14 protein-coding genes are annotated in these 17,488 nt (G+C 64.3%); 9 read left to right on the top strand and 5 right to left on the bottom strand.

The window, feature by feature from the left end:
• The first annotated feature begins 163 nt into the window (after nucleotides 1-163).
• Entirely contained in the window at nucleotides 164-4,063 is a 3,900-nt protein-coding gene (purL, locus tag KW568_RS05630) for a phosphoribosylformylglycinamidine synthase (protein WP_004575686.1), read from the top strand.
• Nucleotides 4,064-4,066: 3 nt separating this feature from the next.
• Nucleotides 4,067-4,378 carry an NIF3 1 gene (locus KW568_RS05635; RefSeq protein ID WP_003255016.1) on the top strand — a complete coding sequence of 104 codons (312 nt, stop codon included), beginning with the start codon at nucleotides 4,067-4,069 and terminating at the stop codon, nucleotides 4,376-4,378.
• A 103-nt stretch (nucleotides 4,379-4,481) separates the two neighbouring features.
• On the opposite strand, the gene tatC is transcribed toward KW568_RS05635, so the two are convergent.
• Genes tatC through tatA form a run of 3 tightly spaced genes read right to left on the bottom strand, consistent with a single transcriptional unit; the run spans nucleotide 4,482 to nucleotide 5,763 of the window.
• Nucleotides 4,482-5,243 (bottom strand): twin-arginine translocase subunit TatC, encoded by a 762-nt coding sequence (tatC, locus tag KW568_RS05640; RefSeq protein ID WP_003255015.1) that lies wholly within the window; start codon nucleotides 5,241-5,243, stop codon nucleotides 4,482-4,484.
• A complete protein-coding gene (tatB, locus tag KW568_RS05645) occupies nucleotides 5,240-5,530 on the bottom strand; it encodes a Sec-independent protein translocase protein TatB (RefSeq protein WP_004575685.1) in 291 nt (96 codons plus the stop codon). The genes tatC and tatB overlap by 4 nt, the downstream gene beginning before the upstream one ends.
• Entirely contained in the window at nucleotides 5,530-5,763 is a 234-nt protein-coding gene (gene tatA / locus KW568_RS05650) for a twin-arginine translocase TatA/TatE family subunit (protein ID WP_003255011.1), read from the bottom strand. Before tatA ends, tatB begins: the two co-directional genes overlap by 1 nt.
• A 145-nt stretch (nucleotides 5,764-5,908) precedes the next feature.
• On the opposite strand from tatA, the gene gspK reads away from it, so the two are divergent.
• Entirely contained in the window at nucleotides 5,909-6,874 is a 966-nt protein-coding gene (gspK, locus tag KW568_RS05655; RefSeq protein ID WP_004575684.1) for a type II secretion system minor pseudopilin GspK, read from the top strand.
• Nucleotides 6,875-7,029: 155 nt separating this feature from the next.
• On the opposite strand, the gene KW568_RS05660 is transcribed toward gspK, so the two are convergent.
• Nucleotides 7,030-8,001 carry an RHS repeat-associated core domain-containing protein gene (locus KW568_RS05660; RefSeq protein WP_004575683.1) on the bottom strand — a complete coding sequence of 324 codons (972 nt, stop codon included), beginning with the start codon at nucleotides 7,999-8,001 and terminating at the stop codon, nucleotides 7,030-7,032.
• Nucleotides 8,002-8,260: 259 nt separating this feature from the next.
• Nucleotides 8,261-10,336 carry a PhoX family phosphatase gene (locus KW568_RS05665; protein ID WP_004575682.1) on the bottom strand — a complete coding sequence of 692 codons (2,076 nt, stop codon included), beginning with the start codon at nucleotides 10,334-10,336 and terminating at the stop codon, nucleotides 8,261-8,263.
• Nucleotides 10,337-10,560: 224 nt separating this feature from the next.
• Here KW568_RS05665 and KW568_RS05670 point away from each other — a divergent pair, with 224 nt between their 5' ends.
• Genes KW568_RS05670 through gspG form a run of 6 tightly spaced genes read left to right on the top strand, consistent with a single transcriptional unit; the run spans nucleotide 10,561 to nucleotide 17,487 of the window.
• Nucleotides 10,561-12,201 (top strand): hypothetical protein, encoded by a 1,641-nt coding sequence (locus KW568_RS05670; protein ID WP_004575681.1) that lies wholly within the window; start codon nucleotides 10,561-10,563, stop codon nucleotides 12,199-12,201.
• Nucleotides 12,201-12,623 (top strand): hypothetical protein, encoded by a 423-nt coding sequence (locus KW568_RS05675; protein ID WP_003255004.1) that lies wholly within the window; start codon nucleotides 12,201-12,203, stop codon nucleotides 12,621-12,623. The genes KW568_RS05670 and KW568_RS05675 overlap by 1 nt, the downstream gene beginning before the upstream one ends.
• Nucleotides 12,624-12,644: 21 nt before the next feature.
• A complete protein-coding gene (gene gspD / locus KW568_RS05680) occupies nucleotides 12,645-14,381 on the top strand; it encodes a type II secretion system secretin GspD (RefSeq protein ID WP_004575680.1) in 1,737 nt (578 codons plus the stop codon).
• Nucleotides 14,381-15,829, top strand: a complete 1,449-nt coding sequence (locus KW568_RS05685; RefSeq protein ID WP_004575679.1) for a GspE/PulE family protein — start codon at nucleotides 14,381-14,383, stop codon at nucleotides 15,827-15,829. Before gspD ends, KW568_RS05685 begins: the two co-directional genes overlap by 1 nt.
• 3 nt (nucleotides 15,830-15,832) lie before the next feature.
• The gene (gene gspF, locus KW568_RS05690) at nucleotides 15,833-17,035 is read left to right on the top strand and encodes a type II secretion system inner membrane protein GspF (protein WP_004575678.1); all 1,203 of its coding nucleotides are present in this window, start codon (nucleotides 15,833-15,835) and stop codon (nucleotides 17,033-17,035) included.
• 17 nt (nucleotides 17,036-17,052) lie between these two features.
• On the top strand, nucleotides 17,053-17,487 hold the full coding sequence (gene gspG / locus KW568_RS05695) for a type II secretion system major pseudopilin GspG (RefSeq protein WP_004575677.1): 435 nt from the start codon (nucleotides 17,053-17,055) through the stop codon (nucleotides 17,485-17,487).
• Nucleotide 17,488: the final 1 nt, after the last annotated feature.

A 17,488-nucleotide genomic window follows, 5' to 3' on the forward strand; every position in this document is an offset into this window, starting at 1 on the left:
CGGCGCCGCTCGATCTCGTCTCAAGCCGGACACCGCTGAAAACTGACCCCGAAGTCCGGTTCCGCCGCCCGGCAGGCGTGGCTTAGAGCAGGTGCCGAAAGCCATCGAATTAGGCTAGAATGCACGGCCTCTAAGCACACCCCTTCCTGAGGCTGTCCCGACGATGTTGATCCTGCGCGGCGCTCCTGCCCTTTCTGCCTTTCGCCACGGTAAATTACTCGAGCAACTGAGCCAGAAAGTCCCCGCTGTTACTGGTTTGTATGCCGAATTTGCCCACTTCGCCGATGTTGACGGCGAGCTGACCGCCGACCAGCAGCAGGTGCTGGGCCGTCTGCTCAAGTACGGCCCGAGCGTGCCGGTACAGGAGCCGACGGGTCGTCTGTTCCTGGTGGTACCGCGCCTGGGCACCATTTCGCCATGGGCCAGCAAGGCCAGCGACATCGCCCACAACTGCGGCCTGCAGTCGATCCAGCGCCTGGAGCGCGGCATCGCCTACTACGTGGCCGGCACCCTGAGCGACGCTGACGCCGCCCTGATCGCCGCCGAACTGCACGACCGCATGACCCAGCGTGTGCTCAGCCAGCTGGAGCAGGCCGCTGACCTGTTCAGCCACGCCCAGCCCAAGCCTATGACCTCGGTGGACATCCTTTCCGGCGGTCGCGATGCCCTGGCCAAGGCCAACATCGACCTGGGCCTGGCCCTGGCCGAAGACGAGATCGACTACCTGGTCAATGCCTTCCAAGGCCTCAAGCGCAACCCGAACGACATCGAACTGATGATGTTCGCCCAGGCCAACTCCGAGCACTGCCGCCACAAGATCTTCAACGCCAGTTGGGATATCGACGGCCAGGCCCAGGAAAAAAGCCTGTTCGGCATGATCAAGAACACCTACCAGATGCACAACGAAGGTGTGCTGTCGGCGTACAAGGACAACGCCTCGGTGATCGTCGGCAACGTTGCCGGCCGCTTCTTCCCGAACCCTGAAACCCGCCAGTACGGCGCGGTGCAGGAGCCGGTGCACATCCTGATGAAGGTGGAAACGCACAACCACCCGACCGCCATCGCCCCGTTCTCCGGCGCCTCCACCGGCTCCGGTGGCGAAATCCGCGACGAAGGTGCGACCGGCCGTGGCGCCAAGCCCAAGGCCGGCCTGACCGGCTTCACCGTGTCCAACCTGCGCATTCCGGGCTTCGAACAGCCTTGGGAGCAGGCCTATGGCAAGCCCGAGCGTATCGTCGACGCCCTCGACATCATGATCGAAGGCCCTCTTGGCGGCGCTGCGTTCAACAACGAATTCGGCCGCCCGGCCCTGACCGGTTACTTCCGTACCTTCGAGCAAGCCATCAGCACCCCGCACGGTGAAGAAGTGCGCGGCTACCACAAGCCGATCATGCTCGCCGGCGGTATGGGCAACATCCGTGAAGACCACGTGCAGAAGGGTGAAATCACTGTCGGCGCCAAGCTGATCGTGCTCGGTGGCCCGGCCATGCTGATCGGCCTGGGCGGCGGCGCTGCTTCGTCGGTGGCTACCGGTGCCAGTTCGGCTGACCTGGATTTCGCTTCGGTACAGCGTGAAAACCCGGAAATGGAGCGCCGTTGCCAGGAGGTCATCGACCGTTGCTGGCAGCTGGGCGACAACAACCCGATCGCCTTCATCCACGACGTGGGCGCTGGCGGTATTTCCAACGCCTTCCCTGAGCTGGTCAACGACGGTGGCCGCGGTGGCCGCTTCGAGCTGCGCAACGTGCCCAACGACGAGCCGGGCATGGCCCCGCACGAAATCTGGAGCAACGAATCGCAAGAGCGTTACGTGCTGGCCGTCAGCGCGGTCGACTTCGAGCGCTTCAAGGCCATCTGCGAGCGCGAGCGTTGCCCGTTTGCCGTGGTCGGTGAAGCCACTGAGGAACCGCACCTGACCGTCAGCGACAGCCACTTCGGCAATACCCCGGTGGACATGCCGCTGGACGTGCTGCTGGGCAAGCCGCCGCGCATGCACCGTTCGGTTACCCGCGAAGCCGAGCTGGGCGATGACTTCGACCCGAGCGAACTGGACCTGGACAGCGCCGTCCAGCGCGTGCTGAACCACCCGGCCGTGGCCAGCAAGAGCTTCCTGATCACCATTGGCGACCGCACCATCACCGGCCTGGTTGCCCGCGACCAGATGGTCGGCCCGTGGCAGGTTCCGGTGGCTGACTGCGCCGTTACCGCCACCAGCTTCGACGTCTACACCGGTGAAGCCATGGCCATGGGCGAGCGTACGCCGCTGGCGCTGCTGGATGCCCCGGCGTCCGGCCGCATGGCCATCGGCGAAACCCTGACCAACCTGGCGGCTTCGCGCATCGAAAAGCTGTCCGACATCAAACTGTCGGCCAACTGGATGTCCGCTGCTGGTCACCCAGGTGAAGACGCACGCCTGTACGACACCGTGAAGGCTGTCGGCATGGAGCTGTGCCCGGAGCTGGGCATCACCATTCCGGTCGGCAAAGACTCGATGTCGATGAAGACCAAGTGGAGCGACGAGGGCGTCGAGAAGAGCGTCACCTCGCCGATGTCGCTTATCATCACCGGCTTCGCCCCGGTCACCGACATCCGTAAGACCCTGACCCCGCAACTGCGCATGGACAAGGGCGAGACCGACCTGATCCTGATCGACCTGGGCCGCGGCAAGAACCGCATGGGCGCCTCGATCCTGGCCCAGACCTACGGCAAGATCGCTGCCCAGGCACCGGACGTCGACGACGCCGAAGACCTCAAGGCCTTCTTCGCCGTGATCCAGGGCCTGAACGCCGACGGCCACCTGCTGGCCTACCACGACCGTTCCGACGGCGGCCTGGTTACCACCGTGCTGGAAATGGCCTTCGCCGGCCACTGCGGCCTCGACCTGCAACTCGACCCGCTGACCGACAGCAAGGGCGAAGTGCCGGCCATCCTCTTCAACGAAGAGCTGGGTGCGGTGATCCAGGTTCGCCAGGATGCTACCCCGGACGTGCTGGCTCAGTTCAGCGCTGCTGGCCTGGGTGAAGAGTGCGTCGCGGTGATCGGCAAGCCAGTCAACAACGCTGAAGTGACCATCAGCCTGAACGGCGAAGTGCTGTTCGACGATGACCGTCGCATGCTGCAGCGCCAGTGGGCTGAAACCAGCTACCAGATCCAGCGCCTGCGCGACAACGCCGACTGCGCAGACCAGGAGTTCGACCTGCTGCTCGAGGAAGACAACCCGGGCCTGTCGGTGAAGCTGGGCTTCGACGTCAACGACGACATCGCGGCGCCTTACATCAAGAAAGGCGTGCGCCCGCAAGTGGCCATCCTGCGCGAGCAGGGCGTCAACGGCCAGGTCGAGATGGCTGCTGCCTTCGACCGCGCCGGCTTCGCCGCCATCGACGTGCACATGAGCGATATTCTCGCTGGCCGTGTCGACTTCGAAGCCTTCAAGGGCCTGGTCGCCTGTGGCGGCTTCTCTTACGGTGACGTGCTGGGCGCTGGCGAAGGCTGGGCCAAGTCGGCGCTGTTCAACGCCCGTGCCCGTGACGCCTTCCAGGCCTTCTTCGAGCGTACCGACAGCTTCGCCCTGGGCGTGTGCAACGGTTGCCAGATGATGTCCAACCTGCACGAGCTGATCCCGGGCACCGAGTACTGGCCGCACTTCGTGCGCAACCGCTCGGAGCAGTTCGAGGCCCGCGTGGCCATGGTCGAAGTGCAGAAGTCCAACTCGATCTTCCTGCAGGGCATGGCCGGTTCGCGCATGCCGATCGCCATTGCCCACGGCGAAGGCCATGCCGAGTTCGCCAGCGAAGAAGCACTGCTGGCCGCTGACGTATCCGGTTGCGTGGCCCTGCGCTACGTCGACAACCACGGCAAGGTCACCGAAGCCTACCCGGCCAACCCGAACGGCTCGCCGCGTGGTATCACTGGCCTGACCAGCCGCGACGGCCGCGTGACTATCATGATGCCGCACCCGGAGCGTGTGTTCCGCGCTGTGCAAAACTCCTGGCGCCCGGACGAGTGGCAGGAAGATGCCGCGCTGATGCGTATGTTCCGCAACGCGCGGGTGTGGGTGAACTAAGGCGTGTACAAGCTCGCCTTCTTCGTCCCCGCCAGCCATGTCGAAGTGGTCAAGGCCGCTGTGTTCGCCGCTGGCGGCGGGCGCATCGGTGACTATGAGCACTGCGCCTGGCAAACCCTTGGCCAGGGCCAGTTCCGCCCGTTGGACGGCAGCCAGCCGTTCCTCGGGCAAACCGGCCAGGTCGAGGTGGTGGAAGAGTGGAAGGTGGAGCTGGTGGTGGCTGACGAGCTGGTGGCCCAGGTCGTCGCTGCGCTCAAGCAGAGCCACCCGTACGAGACGCCAGCCTATGAAGTCTGGCGGCTCGCCGAGTTCTAGAACGCATCACGGCTATTCGCGGGCACGCCCGCTCCCACAGGGATATCACAATCTTCAGAACCTGTGATATCCCTGTGGGAGCGGGCGTGCCCGCGAAAGGGCTCTACAATCCAGCCACAATCTCCTTGCCTGGCTCCGGCCGCTTCAACATTCCACAAGCCAGCAACCCCACCTCGAACAGCACCCACATCGGCACTGCCAGCATCGTCTGCGAAAACACATCCGGCGGTGTCAGGATCATCCCCACCACAAAGCACCCGACGACCACGTAGGGCCTGCTGCGCCGCAATGTGGCCACATCGGCCAACCCTGCCCAGACCACGATGAACGTCGCCACCGGGATCTCGAACGCCAGCCCGAAGGCCAGAAACAGCGCCAGGATAAAGTCCAGGTACTGGCTGATATCGGTCATCATCGCCACGCCGTCCGGCGTCACACTGGCAAAGAAACCGAACATCATCGGGAACACCAGAAAGAACGCGAACGCCATGCCGGCATAGAACAAAACGATGCTCGATACCAGCAGCGGCAGGGCAATGCGCCGTTCACGGCGGTACAGCCCCGGCGCCAGAAAGCCCCAGGCCTGATGCAGCAGCAGCGGCATGGCCAGGAACAGGGCGCACATCGCGGTCAGCTTGAACGGTGCCAGAAAGGGCGAGGTGACGCTGGTGGCGATCATGCTCGCGCCTTCCGGCAAAAAGCGCCGTAGCGGCTCGGATATGAGCGTGTACAGCGTCTGGGCAAAGGGGAACAGGCCGGCGAACACCAAGGCCACCAGCGCCAGGCAACGCACCAGGCGTTTGCGCAGGTCGCGCAGGTGTTCGGTCAGGGGCATGCTCGCGGCAGGGTCCATGGCAATACTCATGAAGCATTTTCCTTGGGCAGCACGGCCGTGGCCGCATCATTGGCCGGTTCCACGTTCAGGCTGATGCCCTGGCGGATCTCCTGTTCCAGGCGTTGCAGAGGTGCCTGGTCGAGGTTGGGCATCTCGATTTCGCGCTCCACCTGCGTGCGCAAGGCGTGCATGGCCCGGCGCGCCTGGCCCAGGCCGCGGCCGAGGGTGCGGGCTGCCACCGGCAGGCGCTCGGGGCCCAGCACCAACAGCGCGACGACGCCGATCAGCAGCAACTCGCTGAAGCCTACCTCGAACATCAGGCCTGGCGGTCCGCTTGAGATTGCTGGGCAACTTGGCCGTTCAGCGGGCACTGTTGCTGCACGTGCGCCTGGTCAGCGGCGCTGGCGTCATTGTCACCACCCATGGACTTGCGAAAACCCTGGATCGCCTCGCCCACATCGCTACCCAGCCCCTTCAGGCGCTTGGTACCAAACAGCAAGAACACGATCAGCAGTACGATCACCAGTTGCCAGATTCCAATGCCACCCATAGCGACCACTCCTGTAAGGTCATGAAAAGGAAGGGCAATCCTGCCTTGCCTAGATGACGAGCACATGACGAACGGGCACTGCCATCTACCTGAAACACCCCGCGTGTTGACTGGCGTTTTTATTCCGCAAGCGAGGCACGCACCGATGGGTGGAAGGCAACAGCAGGGTGCGGCCCTGTTGATGGTGATGGTGGTGCTGGCAATGCTGGCGGCGGGCATGGCCTGGCTGGTGGAAGATGGCCGGCGTCAGGTCGACGAAGTGCGCCTGTTGCACCAGCGAGTGCAGGTGCGGGCCATGGAGCAGGCCGGCCTGGCCTATGCCGGGCAGGCCCTGCGTGATCCCGCCTGGCGGCTCAGTCCGCTGTTCTGGCAAGCCTTGCGCGGGCAGCCGCTTAACTACGATTTTGGCGCTGGCCAGGCGCAGTTGCGGGTACGCGACCAGCACACCTGCTTCAACGTCAATGCGTTGCTGGGGGCCGATGGCGAACGCGCCGAGCGCCAGTTGCGTTATTTGCTGGGCAATGACATGGCGGCCGAACGCCTGGTCGATGCCCTGGCCGACTGGCTCGATGCCGACAGTGATGCCCGCCTGCAGGGCGCCGAGAGCGCCCAGTACCTGCGTCAGCAACCGCCACGGCTGGCGGCTGACCAGCCGATGCTCGACACCAGCGAGCTGAACCTGTTGCTGGAGCCGGACGCCAACCGCCAGGCGCGTTACCCGATGCTGTGCGCCTTGCCCCAGACCACGGGTTGGCGGCTCAACGCCAATGCGCTGGGGTTGGAGCATCTGCCCCTGCTGGAGGCGCTGTATGAAGGGCGTTACTCGCGTTCGTTGCTCAGCCGCATTGTCAGCGGCAGGCCGGCGTCGGGGTATGTGGACGCGGCTGCACTGCGTCAGGCGCTGGGGGCGGTGGATGACGAAACGTTCGAACGGTTGAGCGAAGGGCTGCTGCTCAACAGCGGGCATTTTCTGTTGCAGCTGTCGTTCGAGGAAGAGGGGCGGGTGATGCGCAGCGAGTTCCAGGTGGAGGCGCTGGGGGTGGTGCAATGGCATGCCCGGGTGCCGGCACAGCAGGTGCGGGTGCGTAGTAGAGAGCCTATAGCCTGGTAGGTTACCGCAGATCAGGCAGTGCCGATCTCACCACCATCGCTCCGCGGTAGAGGCCCGCGGCCGCCCTTCTCCTCAACTCGTCGTGCGGCTGATGGTGGTGCGATACACGCTTGGAAAGCGCTGCACAAGCTCACACCGTCTTCCAAACTTTTCCACTATTCCGAGTCATAACGATAACGACTATAAGGATAATGGGGCATTTGATCAGTTCCGGTTCGTAATTGTAATGCCATATCTCTGTACACGTTGCGCTCGAGATAGGCGTAAGTTAATGTACCGGCGGCAAAACCGACAGGTATACTTGCTGCGCCAACGGCGCTGTGACTCGCAAGATATATTCCATAACCGAGCCCACCTGATATGGCACCATTTTCGTAACGGGTCATCATAGTTCCCCAGAATTCGGCTAGATCATTTGACCTCCTGAAAATTTCCCTTGCCCCGTGCGCAATGGTCTCGATTCCATTGATCTCTAGGGTAACGTGGGGCGCGTTGGGTGGCGGGGTTTGTCCTGCCCTATACAAATTGATTCTCGGATCAAGATGTTGAACGGTGCTGTTGCCGTTACTGGTACTTAAAAGTGGTCTGACTACAGAAATGCGTGGAAGCTGACCGACCACCCAGTTCACTGCTCGACTCACTCCTCGCTGCACGCTTCGGCTGAACCACTCCCAAAACTGTCCAGTCGGGTCATTACGATTGATGGGGTCGTTCTGACAATAGCTGTATCCGTTGGTCCCACCTTTACGAAATGGAGACTGAGTGTCAGGTTGGATAAATCGCCTCAACGTGGGGCTGTAGAATCGGTGCCCATTGCCAAGTGGGTAACAGTGCAGCATCTGATCAAGTCGTTGCCCGCTATACGCGACAAGTTGTGAAGCGGGCAGCGTGTGAAGAAAACCATAGGGTGTATAGTTCTGTGGCAAGCCTTCAGGAACGATGCGCAAAGCAGTATTTGCATGGTCAGACTGTAGGATCAGGCCTGCCTGTGTGGGGGCGTCTAACTCTGCTAAAGCGATACCATTGCCCCGTAACAATTGACGTGGGCTGTCACCGACTTCACAAGCCAAATGGTCGACTTGGAAGAAGAAATTTTTCCTGTTTGACAGCCACTTGGTTGAGCGCATATGCGTGATCCGTGGAGTGGTAGGTGGCCTAATGATTTTCTACGCGCATGTTGATGTCTACTGGCAGATTTATCAGGTCGCTTGGACACGCCACTGTGTATGCGGCTTCCGAGCGAAGTGGAAAGAGAACGTTTGCTGATTGCGGTGCAGCCCATCGCAACATAAGGCCGCTCCACGAAATACGCGATCCCTGGTAGGCGCGGGCTCACCCGCGAAGAGGCCTGCACAGCCAGCACAAGGCTGGCTGTGTTACCGCAGGTCAGGCGGTGCCGATCTCACCGCCATCGATCCGCTGAATCACCACCGTCGAAGCCCGCGGCCGTACGGTAGCCCCAGCCGGCGTCGCATCGGTCGCCTTGTCGGTATACGGCCAGTTGTCCGGGTGTTGAATGTTGACGAACAGCGTCTTGTTGTCCGGGGTAAAGGTAATCCCGGTCACCTCGCAACCATTTGGCCCGACAAAGAAGCGCCGCAGGTCCACCTGGTTCTGTGCGTTCACCGGCACCTGCTTGCCGCTGGCATCCACCAGGTCGGTAGGGATCACCGCCAGCAACTGGTCGTTGGTGTAGTCGGTCAAGGTGGTTTCGCCGTTGTCGGTCTCAAACCACAGCACGCCGCGGCTATCGAAGCTCATGCCGTCGGGGCTGGCGAACTGGTTCAGTTCGGTCAGGCCGGAGCGGTTGATGTCGGCGGTGCCGGCAGCGTTGGCGCCGAACACGAAGATGTCCCAGGTAAAGCTCAGTTGGTCGTCGCTGTCGTGCCAGCGAATGATGTGGCCGTGTCGGTTCGGGCCGCGTGGGTTCGCTGCATCGACCTTGTCCGGGGTACGTGCACTGTTGTTGGTCAGGGTCAGGTATACGTCGCCGTTCAGCGGGTTGACCGTGGTCCATTCCGGGCGGTCCATCGGCGTTGCGCCCACGGCATCGCCAGCACCACGGGTGTTGAGGATGATGCCCGGCAGGTCACCATACAGCGCGCCCAGGGTGCTGCCGCCGGTGGTGGCGGTGGCCACGTCCAGCAGCAGCCATACGCCGGTGCCGTCGGCATTGAAGCGGGCCACGTAGAGTTTGCCTTGGTCGAGGTACTTGGCGCCGGTGGCCAGGCGGTCGGCCGGGTTGGCATCAGCGGCGTCCCACACGGCGGTGGACACCCACTTGTACAGGTACTCGTTGTTCGAGTCGTCACCCATGTACCACACCAGCGGCTTGCCGGCGACGGGCAGGCCGGGGGCGCAGCCCTCGTGGCGGAAGCGGCCCAGCGCAGTGCGTTTGGTGGCCAGGGTGCTGTTGTTGTACGGGTCGATCTCGACGATGTAACCGTAGGTGCTGGCTTCGTTGCGGTAGTCGTCGGTGGCGCTGGCGCCTTTGACGGTAACGTCGAAGCGGGCGAATTCGTCGTCCACTTCGCTGGCGTCACCGGCAGCGGTTTCCCACTTGTACTGGCCGCTGGAGGTGCCCACGCCAATGCGGCGCTGGTCCTCGGGGCGGGTGCCCTTGTTGACGAAGATGCCCGGCCAGTTCTCTTCGCAGGTCAGGTAGGTGCCCCACGGGGTGTAGCCGTTGCCGCAGTTGTTGTTGGTGCCACGGCAGTGGGTGCCAGCAGTGGAGTATTTGGTCTTGACGTGGTCGGTGCCACGCAGCGGGCCGGTGATTTCCATGCGTGAAGCCGTGGTGAAGCGACGGTTCAGCGGGTCGTTGTCGACCACTTGCCAGCGGCCGTTGATCTTCTGCAGGCGTACAACGCCAGCACCGTGAGCGTTGATTTCCTTGCGCACTTCTTCAACCGGGCGCTTGCCGTTGACATCGGTAGTGGGGCCGGCCGGGTGCAGGGCGGCAGTGTCGATGTACTCGAAATTGATTGCCAGCAGGCCGTCTTCCGAGCTGCCGTTGATGGGGAAGAAGTGCATGCCGTCGTGGTGCATGCCCATGGCGTTGGCCTGGTCGGTCGAGGTGTTGCTGCCGTCGGACTTCCACGGGTTGCCGTTGCTGTTCAGTGGCGTCCCCCAGGGCGCCAGCACGTAGGCGCTGTAGCCGGCGGCGACTACACAGGCGTCGGTGCGCGAGCCTGGGATGGACTGAAAGCCCAGTGCCAGTTTCGGCACTTCCGGCTCGGTGACTGGCGGTTCGGTCACCGGGGGCTCGGTGACCGGATCATCGTGATCGGAACCACCACCGTCGAAGCAGCCTGTCAGGCCGGTACCGGCGATCATGGCGATGGCGGCGCCCAGGCTGCCGCGCATGACGCTACGGCGGCTCAGGTAGGCGTCCATGACGTTGGCCATCGGCAGGTTGCCGCTTTGGTTCCGGTCCAGGTTGTCGCCGGTATCTCGACTCATCAGGGTGTCCTTGTGTTGGCTGAGTTGGAGGAAACCGCGACTTTAAGGCGCAAGTGTGATGATTCCTTGGCAGAAATGTTAACGAGCTTTTAAAACTGCCAGTTCTTAGATTTGTGGTCTACAGATCAAATTGGAATTGCTGTCGGATTTCTGCCATCAAACTGTAATGCCAACGCCGCAACATCCGGGTCCCTGAATGGACGTGGATAAGGATGGCGGATGCGATGGCGAGCAGTGTGCACAGGCGCGAAGTGATCGGCTGGATGGGTATCGGTGCCTTGGCACCGCTGCTCGGCGCCTGCACAGCCTTCCCAGGGCAGCAGGGCGGCAACGCCCAGCTCGACTTGCTGTACGTCGCCGATACCCTCGATGCCCGCCAGCCTGGCCAGGCGGTGGTACCGGCTACCCGGTTGGGGCCGGTCAGCCATTTGGGCCGCGCGCCCTGGATGACTGGCCGCAGTGCCAGTATCGCCTACCCGCAACTGGCGCCGCTGCTGGATGCCAGCCAGGCAACGACAGCGCAACTGGGCGGTTATGCGGTGCTCGCGGCGTTGCTGGAACAACTGCGTGGCGAGGCCGGTGCGGGCAACAGCCTGACCCTGGAGAACGGCCAGGGCTGGAATGGCAGTGGCCTGGCGTACCTGACCCAGGGCGAAAGTGGTGTGCAAGGCAGCCAACTGCTGGGCATCGAAGCGCGGGTCAGCAGCGATGAGCGTGTGCTGTGGCCACAACGCAGCACGGGCCTGTATCGCCAGGCCAGCGCCATTACCCTCGGCGCCGGGCTGGCTGACGCACAACGCCAGGCACTGGGTGTGCAAGCCCTGCACGTTTTCGAGCGCGGCGGTGCCCGTATCGCAGTGGTCGGCGTGACCGACCCGTACGCCCAGGATCAGAAAGCCTCACTTAAACAGTGGTACCAGTCTCTGCTGCCGGTATTCGAACAAGCCCGGCACGAGGCTGACCTGGTGGTGGCCATGGCCGATGCAGGCACGGGCCCCGGCCTGTGGCTGGCTGAACGGGTGCCGCAAATCGACGTGCTGTTGTGCGCCCGTGGTCAGGACCTGTGGCCCGCGCCGGTCGAGGTCACCCAGGCCAGCGGTCGCCGCGTACCGGTGCTGTTTGCCGGCTGCCGGGGCAGCGGTGCCTTCCGCCTGCGCTGCCAGCGTGTGGCCGGCCAGTGGCAGTTCGACGGGCGTTTTTTCCCGGCCTTTGAACAGCAACTGGCGCCTGCCGCGCAGCTGCGTGTCGCGCAATTACAGGCGCAACTGCGCCAGCAACGGGCCGGCCACGCGGCCTGGCTCGACCAGCCGCTGGCCCACGCGCCCCAGGCCTTGTGGCGCCGCGATACCCGTGGCGGCAGCTGGGACCGCCTGCTGCATCAAGCCTTGGCCGACGATAGCAGCATGCCCGTGTTGCTGCCGGGCCTGCGTTATGACTACCCGGTGGCAGCAGGGGCGCCCATTACCCGCGAACACCTGATCAGCCTTACCGGTGGCTACCCGGCGCCAGTGGTCGAGGCACCGGCCAGGCAGGTCGAACAAGTGCTGGAAAACGCCGCTGAACAATTGTTCGGTGACCCGCTGCTGCTGGACAACAGCCAGGACCTGCCGCGCTGGCAGGGCCAGGCCTGGAGCGTCAGCTACAGCCCACAAGGCAAGCGCATCACGGGGCTGGAGCCGGTGCAGGGCCTGTGCCGCACCTTTGGCCTGCAATTCGAAAGCCAGGCCGGCGAGCCACTGTGGCAGCGGGTCGAAGCCTGGCTGGCCCGTCAGCCTGACAACTGGCAACTGGCGCCGCTGCAACTGCCCGAAGTGCGTTACGTGCAGGGGCACCCAGGCTGGCACCCACGGCAGTTGGCCTCGTGATGCTCACCTCGCGTCTGCTCACCGGCGCTGGCCTGACCCTGGCCGGCTGGTTGTCTGCGCAGTGTGTGCTGCAGTTGAGCCGGCAGCCACACCCGGCCACGGCGTCTGCGGTGGCCGACAGCCTGCTGCCCGGGCTGATGGTCGGTCACTGGCAGGCGCCGCCCGACGACGGCGCCATCACCATTACCCGTCTGCCGCTGCAATACCTCGGCGGCCTCAAGGCCCAGCCATTGGCCGCCAGTGTGGTGGTGCTGCGCTACGGCGAGCAAGTGCGCACCCTGGCCCGCGGTCAGCGCCTGGCGCCAGGGATCGTGCTGCAGGACATCGACAGCGATGGCCTGATTTTCAACAACCAGGGGCGGCGTGAGCGCCTGCCCTGGCCGCCACGCCCCGCCGTGACCGGCTTCAAGCGGCAAGGATGAACGATGCCTGTTAGATACTGCATGGCGGCTGCGCTGAGCCTGGCCTTGTCCATGGCCTATGCCCAAGAGCCGGTGTTCGATGACAACGGTACGCCGATGTACGAAGTGAATTTCGTCGATACCGAACTCGGCGAGTTCATCGACAGCGTGTCGCGTATCACCGGCACCACCTTCATCGTCGACCCCCGGGTCAAGGGCAAGGTCAACGTGCGCACTGTCGACCTGCACGACGCCGACGCCATCTACGACATCTTCCTGGCCCAACTGCGCGCCCAGGGCTATGCCACCGTCGACCTGCCCAACGGCAGCGTGAAAATCGTGCCCGACCAGGCCGCGCGCCTGGAGCCGGTGCCGGTAGAGGCGGGCGGGCAGCAGGGCGAGGGCAGCGACAGCGTGGCCACCCGCGTATTCAGCGTGCGCAACGCCGCCAGCGAACAGGTACTGGGCATCCTCAAACCGCTGATCGACCCGCGGGTTGGGGTGATTACACCGTACCCGGCGGCGCACCAGTTGGTGGTGACTGACTGGCGCAGCAACCTCGAACGCATCGCCAGCCTGCTGCGCCAGCTCGACCGCCCTCAAGAGGCACCGGGCAGCGGCAGCACCCAGGTGATCTACCTGCGTCATGCCAATGCCGGTGAAGTGGTCAAGGTGCTGCGAGGGCTCAGCCAGGAAGGGGCGGTGCCGGCTGAAGGCGCGGGCGAGGCAGAGGGCAAGGACCGGCCGGTGATGCCAGCCTCCGGTGGCCCGGGTATCCGCCTGGAATACGAAGAAGGGACCAATGCCGTGGTCATGGTCGGCCCCGACAGCGAGCTGGCAGCGTACCGGGCCATTGTCGAGCAACTGGACATTCGCCGTGCCCAGGTGGTGGTCGAAGCGATCATCGCCGAGGTGTCCGACAGCAGCGCCCAGGAGCTGGGCGTTCAGTGGCTGTTCGCCGACGAGAAGTTCGGTGCCGGTATCGTCAACTTCGGCAGTAACGGGGTGAATATCGCCAGCATTGCCGGGGCCGCCGCGAGTGGCGACAACGAGGCCCTGGGTGACCTGTTGTCCACCACCACCGGTGCCACGGCGGGCATCGGCCATTTCGGCGGGGGCTTCAACTTCGCCATGCTGATCAACGCGCTGAAAGGCAAGAGCGGCTTCAACCTGCTGTCCACGCCCACCTTGCTGACCCTGGACAACGCCGAGGCATCGATCCTGGTTGGCCAGGAAGTGCCCTTCGTCACCGGCTCCGTGACGCAGAACAACGCCAACCCGTACCAGACCATCGAGCGCAAGGAAGTCGGGGTGAAGCTGCGCATCAAGCCGCAGATCAATGTCGACAACAGCGTGCGCCTGGACATCGTTCAGGAGGTGTCGTCGATTGCCGACACCAGCTCGGCCAGCGACGTGATCACCAACAAGCGCGAGATCAAGACCAAGGTCATGGTCGAGGACAACGGCCTGGTGATACTTGGCGGCCTGATCAGCGACGAGTTGAGTACCAGCAACCAGCGTGTGCCGCTGCTCGGCGACATTCCTTATCTTGGCCGGTTGTTCCGCTCCGATGCCACCAGGAACGCCAAGCAGAACCTGATGGTGTTCATCCGCCCGCGCATTCTGCGCGACGGCCCGAGCCTGGCGGGCCTCAGTGAAGACAAGTACCGCACCCTGCAGCAGACCACACCGCTGCAATTGCCGGACCTTGCAGAGGGCACGCGGCTGTTGCAGGTATTCCCCGCCAGCCGCGCACGCCTGGAAGGCGGTGACTGGTGATGCTGCCCTATCGCCAGGCACGGCAGAGCGGAGTGGCCATGGCCCCGGCAGAGCAGGGCTGGCAGCTATGGCTGCGGCCCGACGCCGACAATGCCCAGTTGCAGGAGTTGCTGCGTGTGCATGGCCAGCCAAGCCTGCTCGAATACCTGGAACCTGCGCTGTTCGACGAGCGCCTTGGCCAGCTGTACCAGGCCGGCGATGCCGCCACCGAAGCGCTGATCGAAGGCATTGGCGACCAGGTCGACCTGGATAGCCTGATGAGCGAGATGCCGCGCATCGAAGACCTGCTTGAAAGCGACGACGAAGCCCCGGTGATCCGCCTGATCAACGGCCTGTTCGGCCAGGCGCTGCGGCTGCGCGCCTCGGACATCCATATCGAGACCTTCGAGCAGAGCCTGGTGGTGCGTTTGCGGGTCGATGGCCACCTGCGTGAGGTGCTGCGCCCTCCACGTGCGTTGTCGGCCATGCTGGTATCACGGATCAAGGTCATGGCCCGCCTGGACATTGCTGAAAAGCGTCAGCCCCAGGACGGCCGCATCACCTTGCGCGCGGCGGGGCGCGAAGTGGACGTACGGGTCTCGACCTTGCCCGGCATCCACGGCGAGCGGGTGGTGATGCGCGTGCTCGACAAGCAGGCCAGCCTGCTGGCGCTGGATAACCTGGGCATGCCGGCAGCGGTATTGCAGGGCCTGCGCAGTTGCCTGGCGCGGCCCAACGGCATCGTGTTGTCCACCGGCCCGACCGGTTCGGGCAAGACCACGACCCTGTACGCCAGCCTGAACAGCCTCAACGATGGCAGCCGCAACATCCTCACCGTCGAGGATCCGGTGGAGTACGCCATCGCCGGCATTGGCCAAACCGCCATCAACCCGCGTGCCGGGCTGACGTTTGCCAGTGGCCTGCGCGCCATCCTGCGTCAGGACCCTGACGTGATCATGCTCGGCGAAATCCGCGATCAGGAGACTGCGCAGATCGCCGTGCAGGCCAGCCTCACCGGCCACCTGGTGCTGTCGACCTTGCACACCAACAGCGCGGTAGGCGCAGTGACCCGCCTGCGCGACATGGGCATCGAGCCCTTCCTGATCGCCTCGTGCCTACGCGGCGTCCTGGCCCAGCGCCTGGTGCGGCGTTTGTGCGGCTGTGCGGTGGCGCACCCGCTACAGGCCGCCGAGCGCGAGCTGTGGCCCGAGCTGGCGGCACTGGACAGCACTTATCACGCCGTGGGCTGCGAGCAGTGCCAGGGCAGCGGTTATATCGGGCGACTGGGTCTGTACGAATTTATCGAACTGGACGCTGGGCTCATCGGCTTGTTGTACGACGGCGCCAGTGAGCTGGCCATGCAGGATTACCTGGCTGATCGGCGCCAGAGCCTGGTGGCGATGGCCAGCGATTGCCTGGCCCGCGGCGAGACCAGCCTGGCTGAAGTGCTGCGCGTGGTGCAGGGCTAAGGCATGCCGACCTATCGCTACCAGGCCGTTGACCTCGCCGGCAAATCGCACAAGGCCAGCGTGCAGGCTGACAGTGAACGCCACGCCCGCCAGCTGTTGCGCGAGCAGGGCCTGTTCGCCCGCCAGTTGCAGCGTCATGAAGCCGGCAGCCGACAACCCCGTCGCCAGCGCCTGAGCCGCGCCCAGCTGTGTGAGCTGACCCGTCAGCTGGCCACCTTGACCGGGGCCGGCATTCCCTTGGTCGATGCCCTTGCCACCCTTGAACGGCAACTGCGTCAGCCCGCCTTGCACAGTGTGCTGGTGGCCTTGCGCGGCTCGCTGGCCGAAGGCCTGGGCCTGGCCCGCAGCCTGGCCCGGCAGGGTGCACCGTTCACTGGCCTGTACTGCGCGCTGGTCGAGGCCGGCGAACGTTCCGGGCACCTGGCCCAGGTGCTGACCCGCTTGGCCGACCACCTGGAGCAGGTGCAACGCCAGCAACACAAGGCCCGCACAGCGCTGATCTACCCCGCTGTGCTGATGGGTGTGTCGCTGGCCGTGGTGATGGGCCTGATGACGTTCGTCGTGCCCAAACTCACCGAGCAATTCGCCCACGCCGGGCAAAGCCTGCCGCTGATCACCTCGCTGCTGATCGGCCTGAGCCAGGGGCTGGTGCACGCCGGGCCGTGGTTGTTAGGGGTGGCGCTGTTGCTCGGGGGGCTGGCTGGCTGGTTGTTGCGCAAACCGCACTGGTGCCTGCGTCGCGACCAGCTGCTGCTGCGCCTGCCGCGTATTGGCAACCTGCTGCAGGTGCTGGAGAGCGCGCGCCTGGCGCGCAGCCTGGCGATTCTCTGTGGCAGTGGCGTGGCCCTGCTCGAAGCCTTGCAAGTGGCCACCGAAACCATCGGCAACCGGCGTATCCGCCTGGCCATGGAGCAGGTGCGCCAACACGTGCAGGGCGGCACCAGCCTGCACCGTGCGCTGGATGCCAGCCAGCAATTCCCGCCGCTGCTGGTGAACATGGTCGGCAGCGGCGAGGCCAGCGGCACCCTGGCGGACATGCTCGAGCGCGTGGCCGACGACCAGGAGCGCGGCTTTGCCCGCCAGGTCGATACCGCCATGGCGCTGTTCGAACCCCTGATGATCCTGGTGATGGGCGCCGTGGTGCTGTTCATCGTGCTGGCGGTGCTGCTGCCGATTATGCAACTCAACCAGGGCCTGCAATTGTGACGACAAGGAGTATTGCCATGCAGCATCGACGTAACCGCCAACGCGGCTTCACCCTCATGGAGATCATGGTGGTGATCTTCATCATCGGCCTGCTGATCGCCGTGGTCGCGCCCAGCGTGCTGGGCAACCAGGACAAGGCCATGAAGCAGAAGGTGATGGCCGACCTGGCCACTCTGGAGCAGGCGCTGGACATGTACCGGCTGGACAACCTGCGCTTCCCCAGCAGCGAACAGGGCCTGGCCGCGCTGGTGAAAAAGCCGGCTCAGGAGCCAGTGCCTCGGGCCTGGCGCAGTGATGGCTACGTGCGTCGCCTGCCGGAGGACCCGTGGGGCACCCCGTACCAGTACCGCATGCCCGGCGAACATGGCCGGGTCGATGTGTACTCGCTGGGTGCCGATGGCCTGCCGGGTGGCGAAGGCCAGGATGCCGACCTGGGTAACTGGGCGCTGTAAC

The organism is Pseudomonas sp. HD6515, assembly GCF_024971855.1.
Taxonomy (GTDB): Bacteria; Pseudomonadota; Gammaproteobacteria; order Pseudomonadales; family Pseudomonadaceae; genus Aquipseudomonas; species Aquipseudomonas alloputida.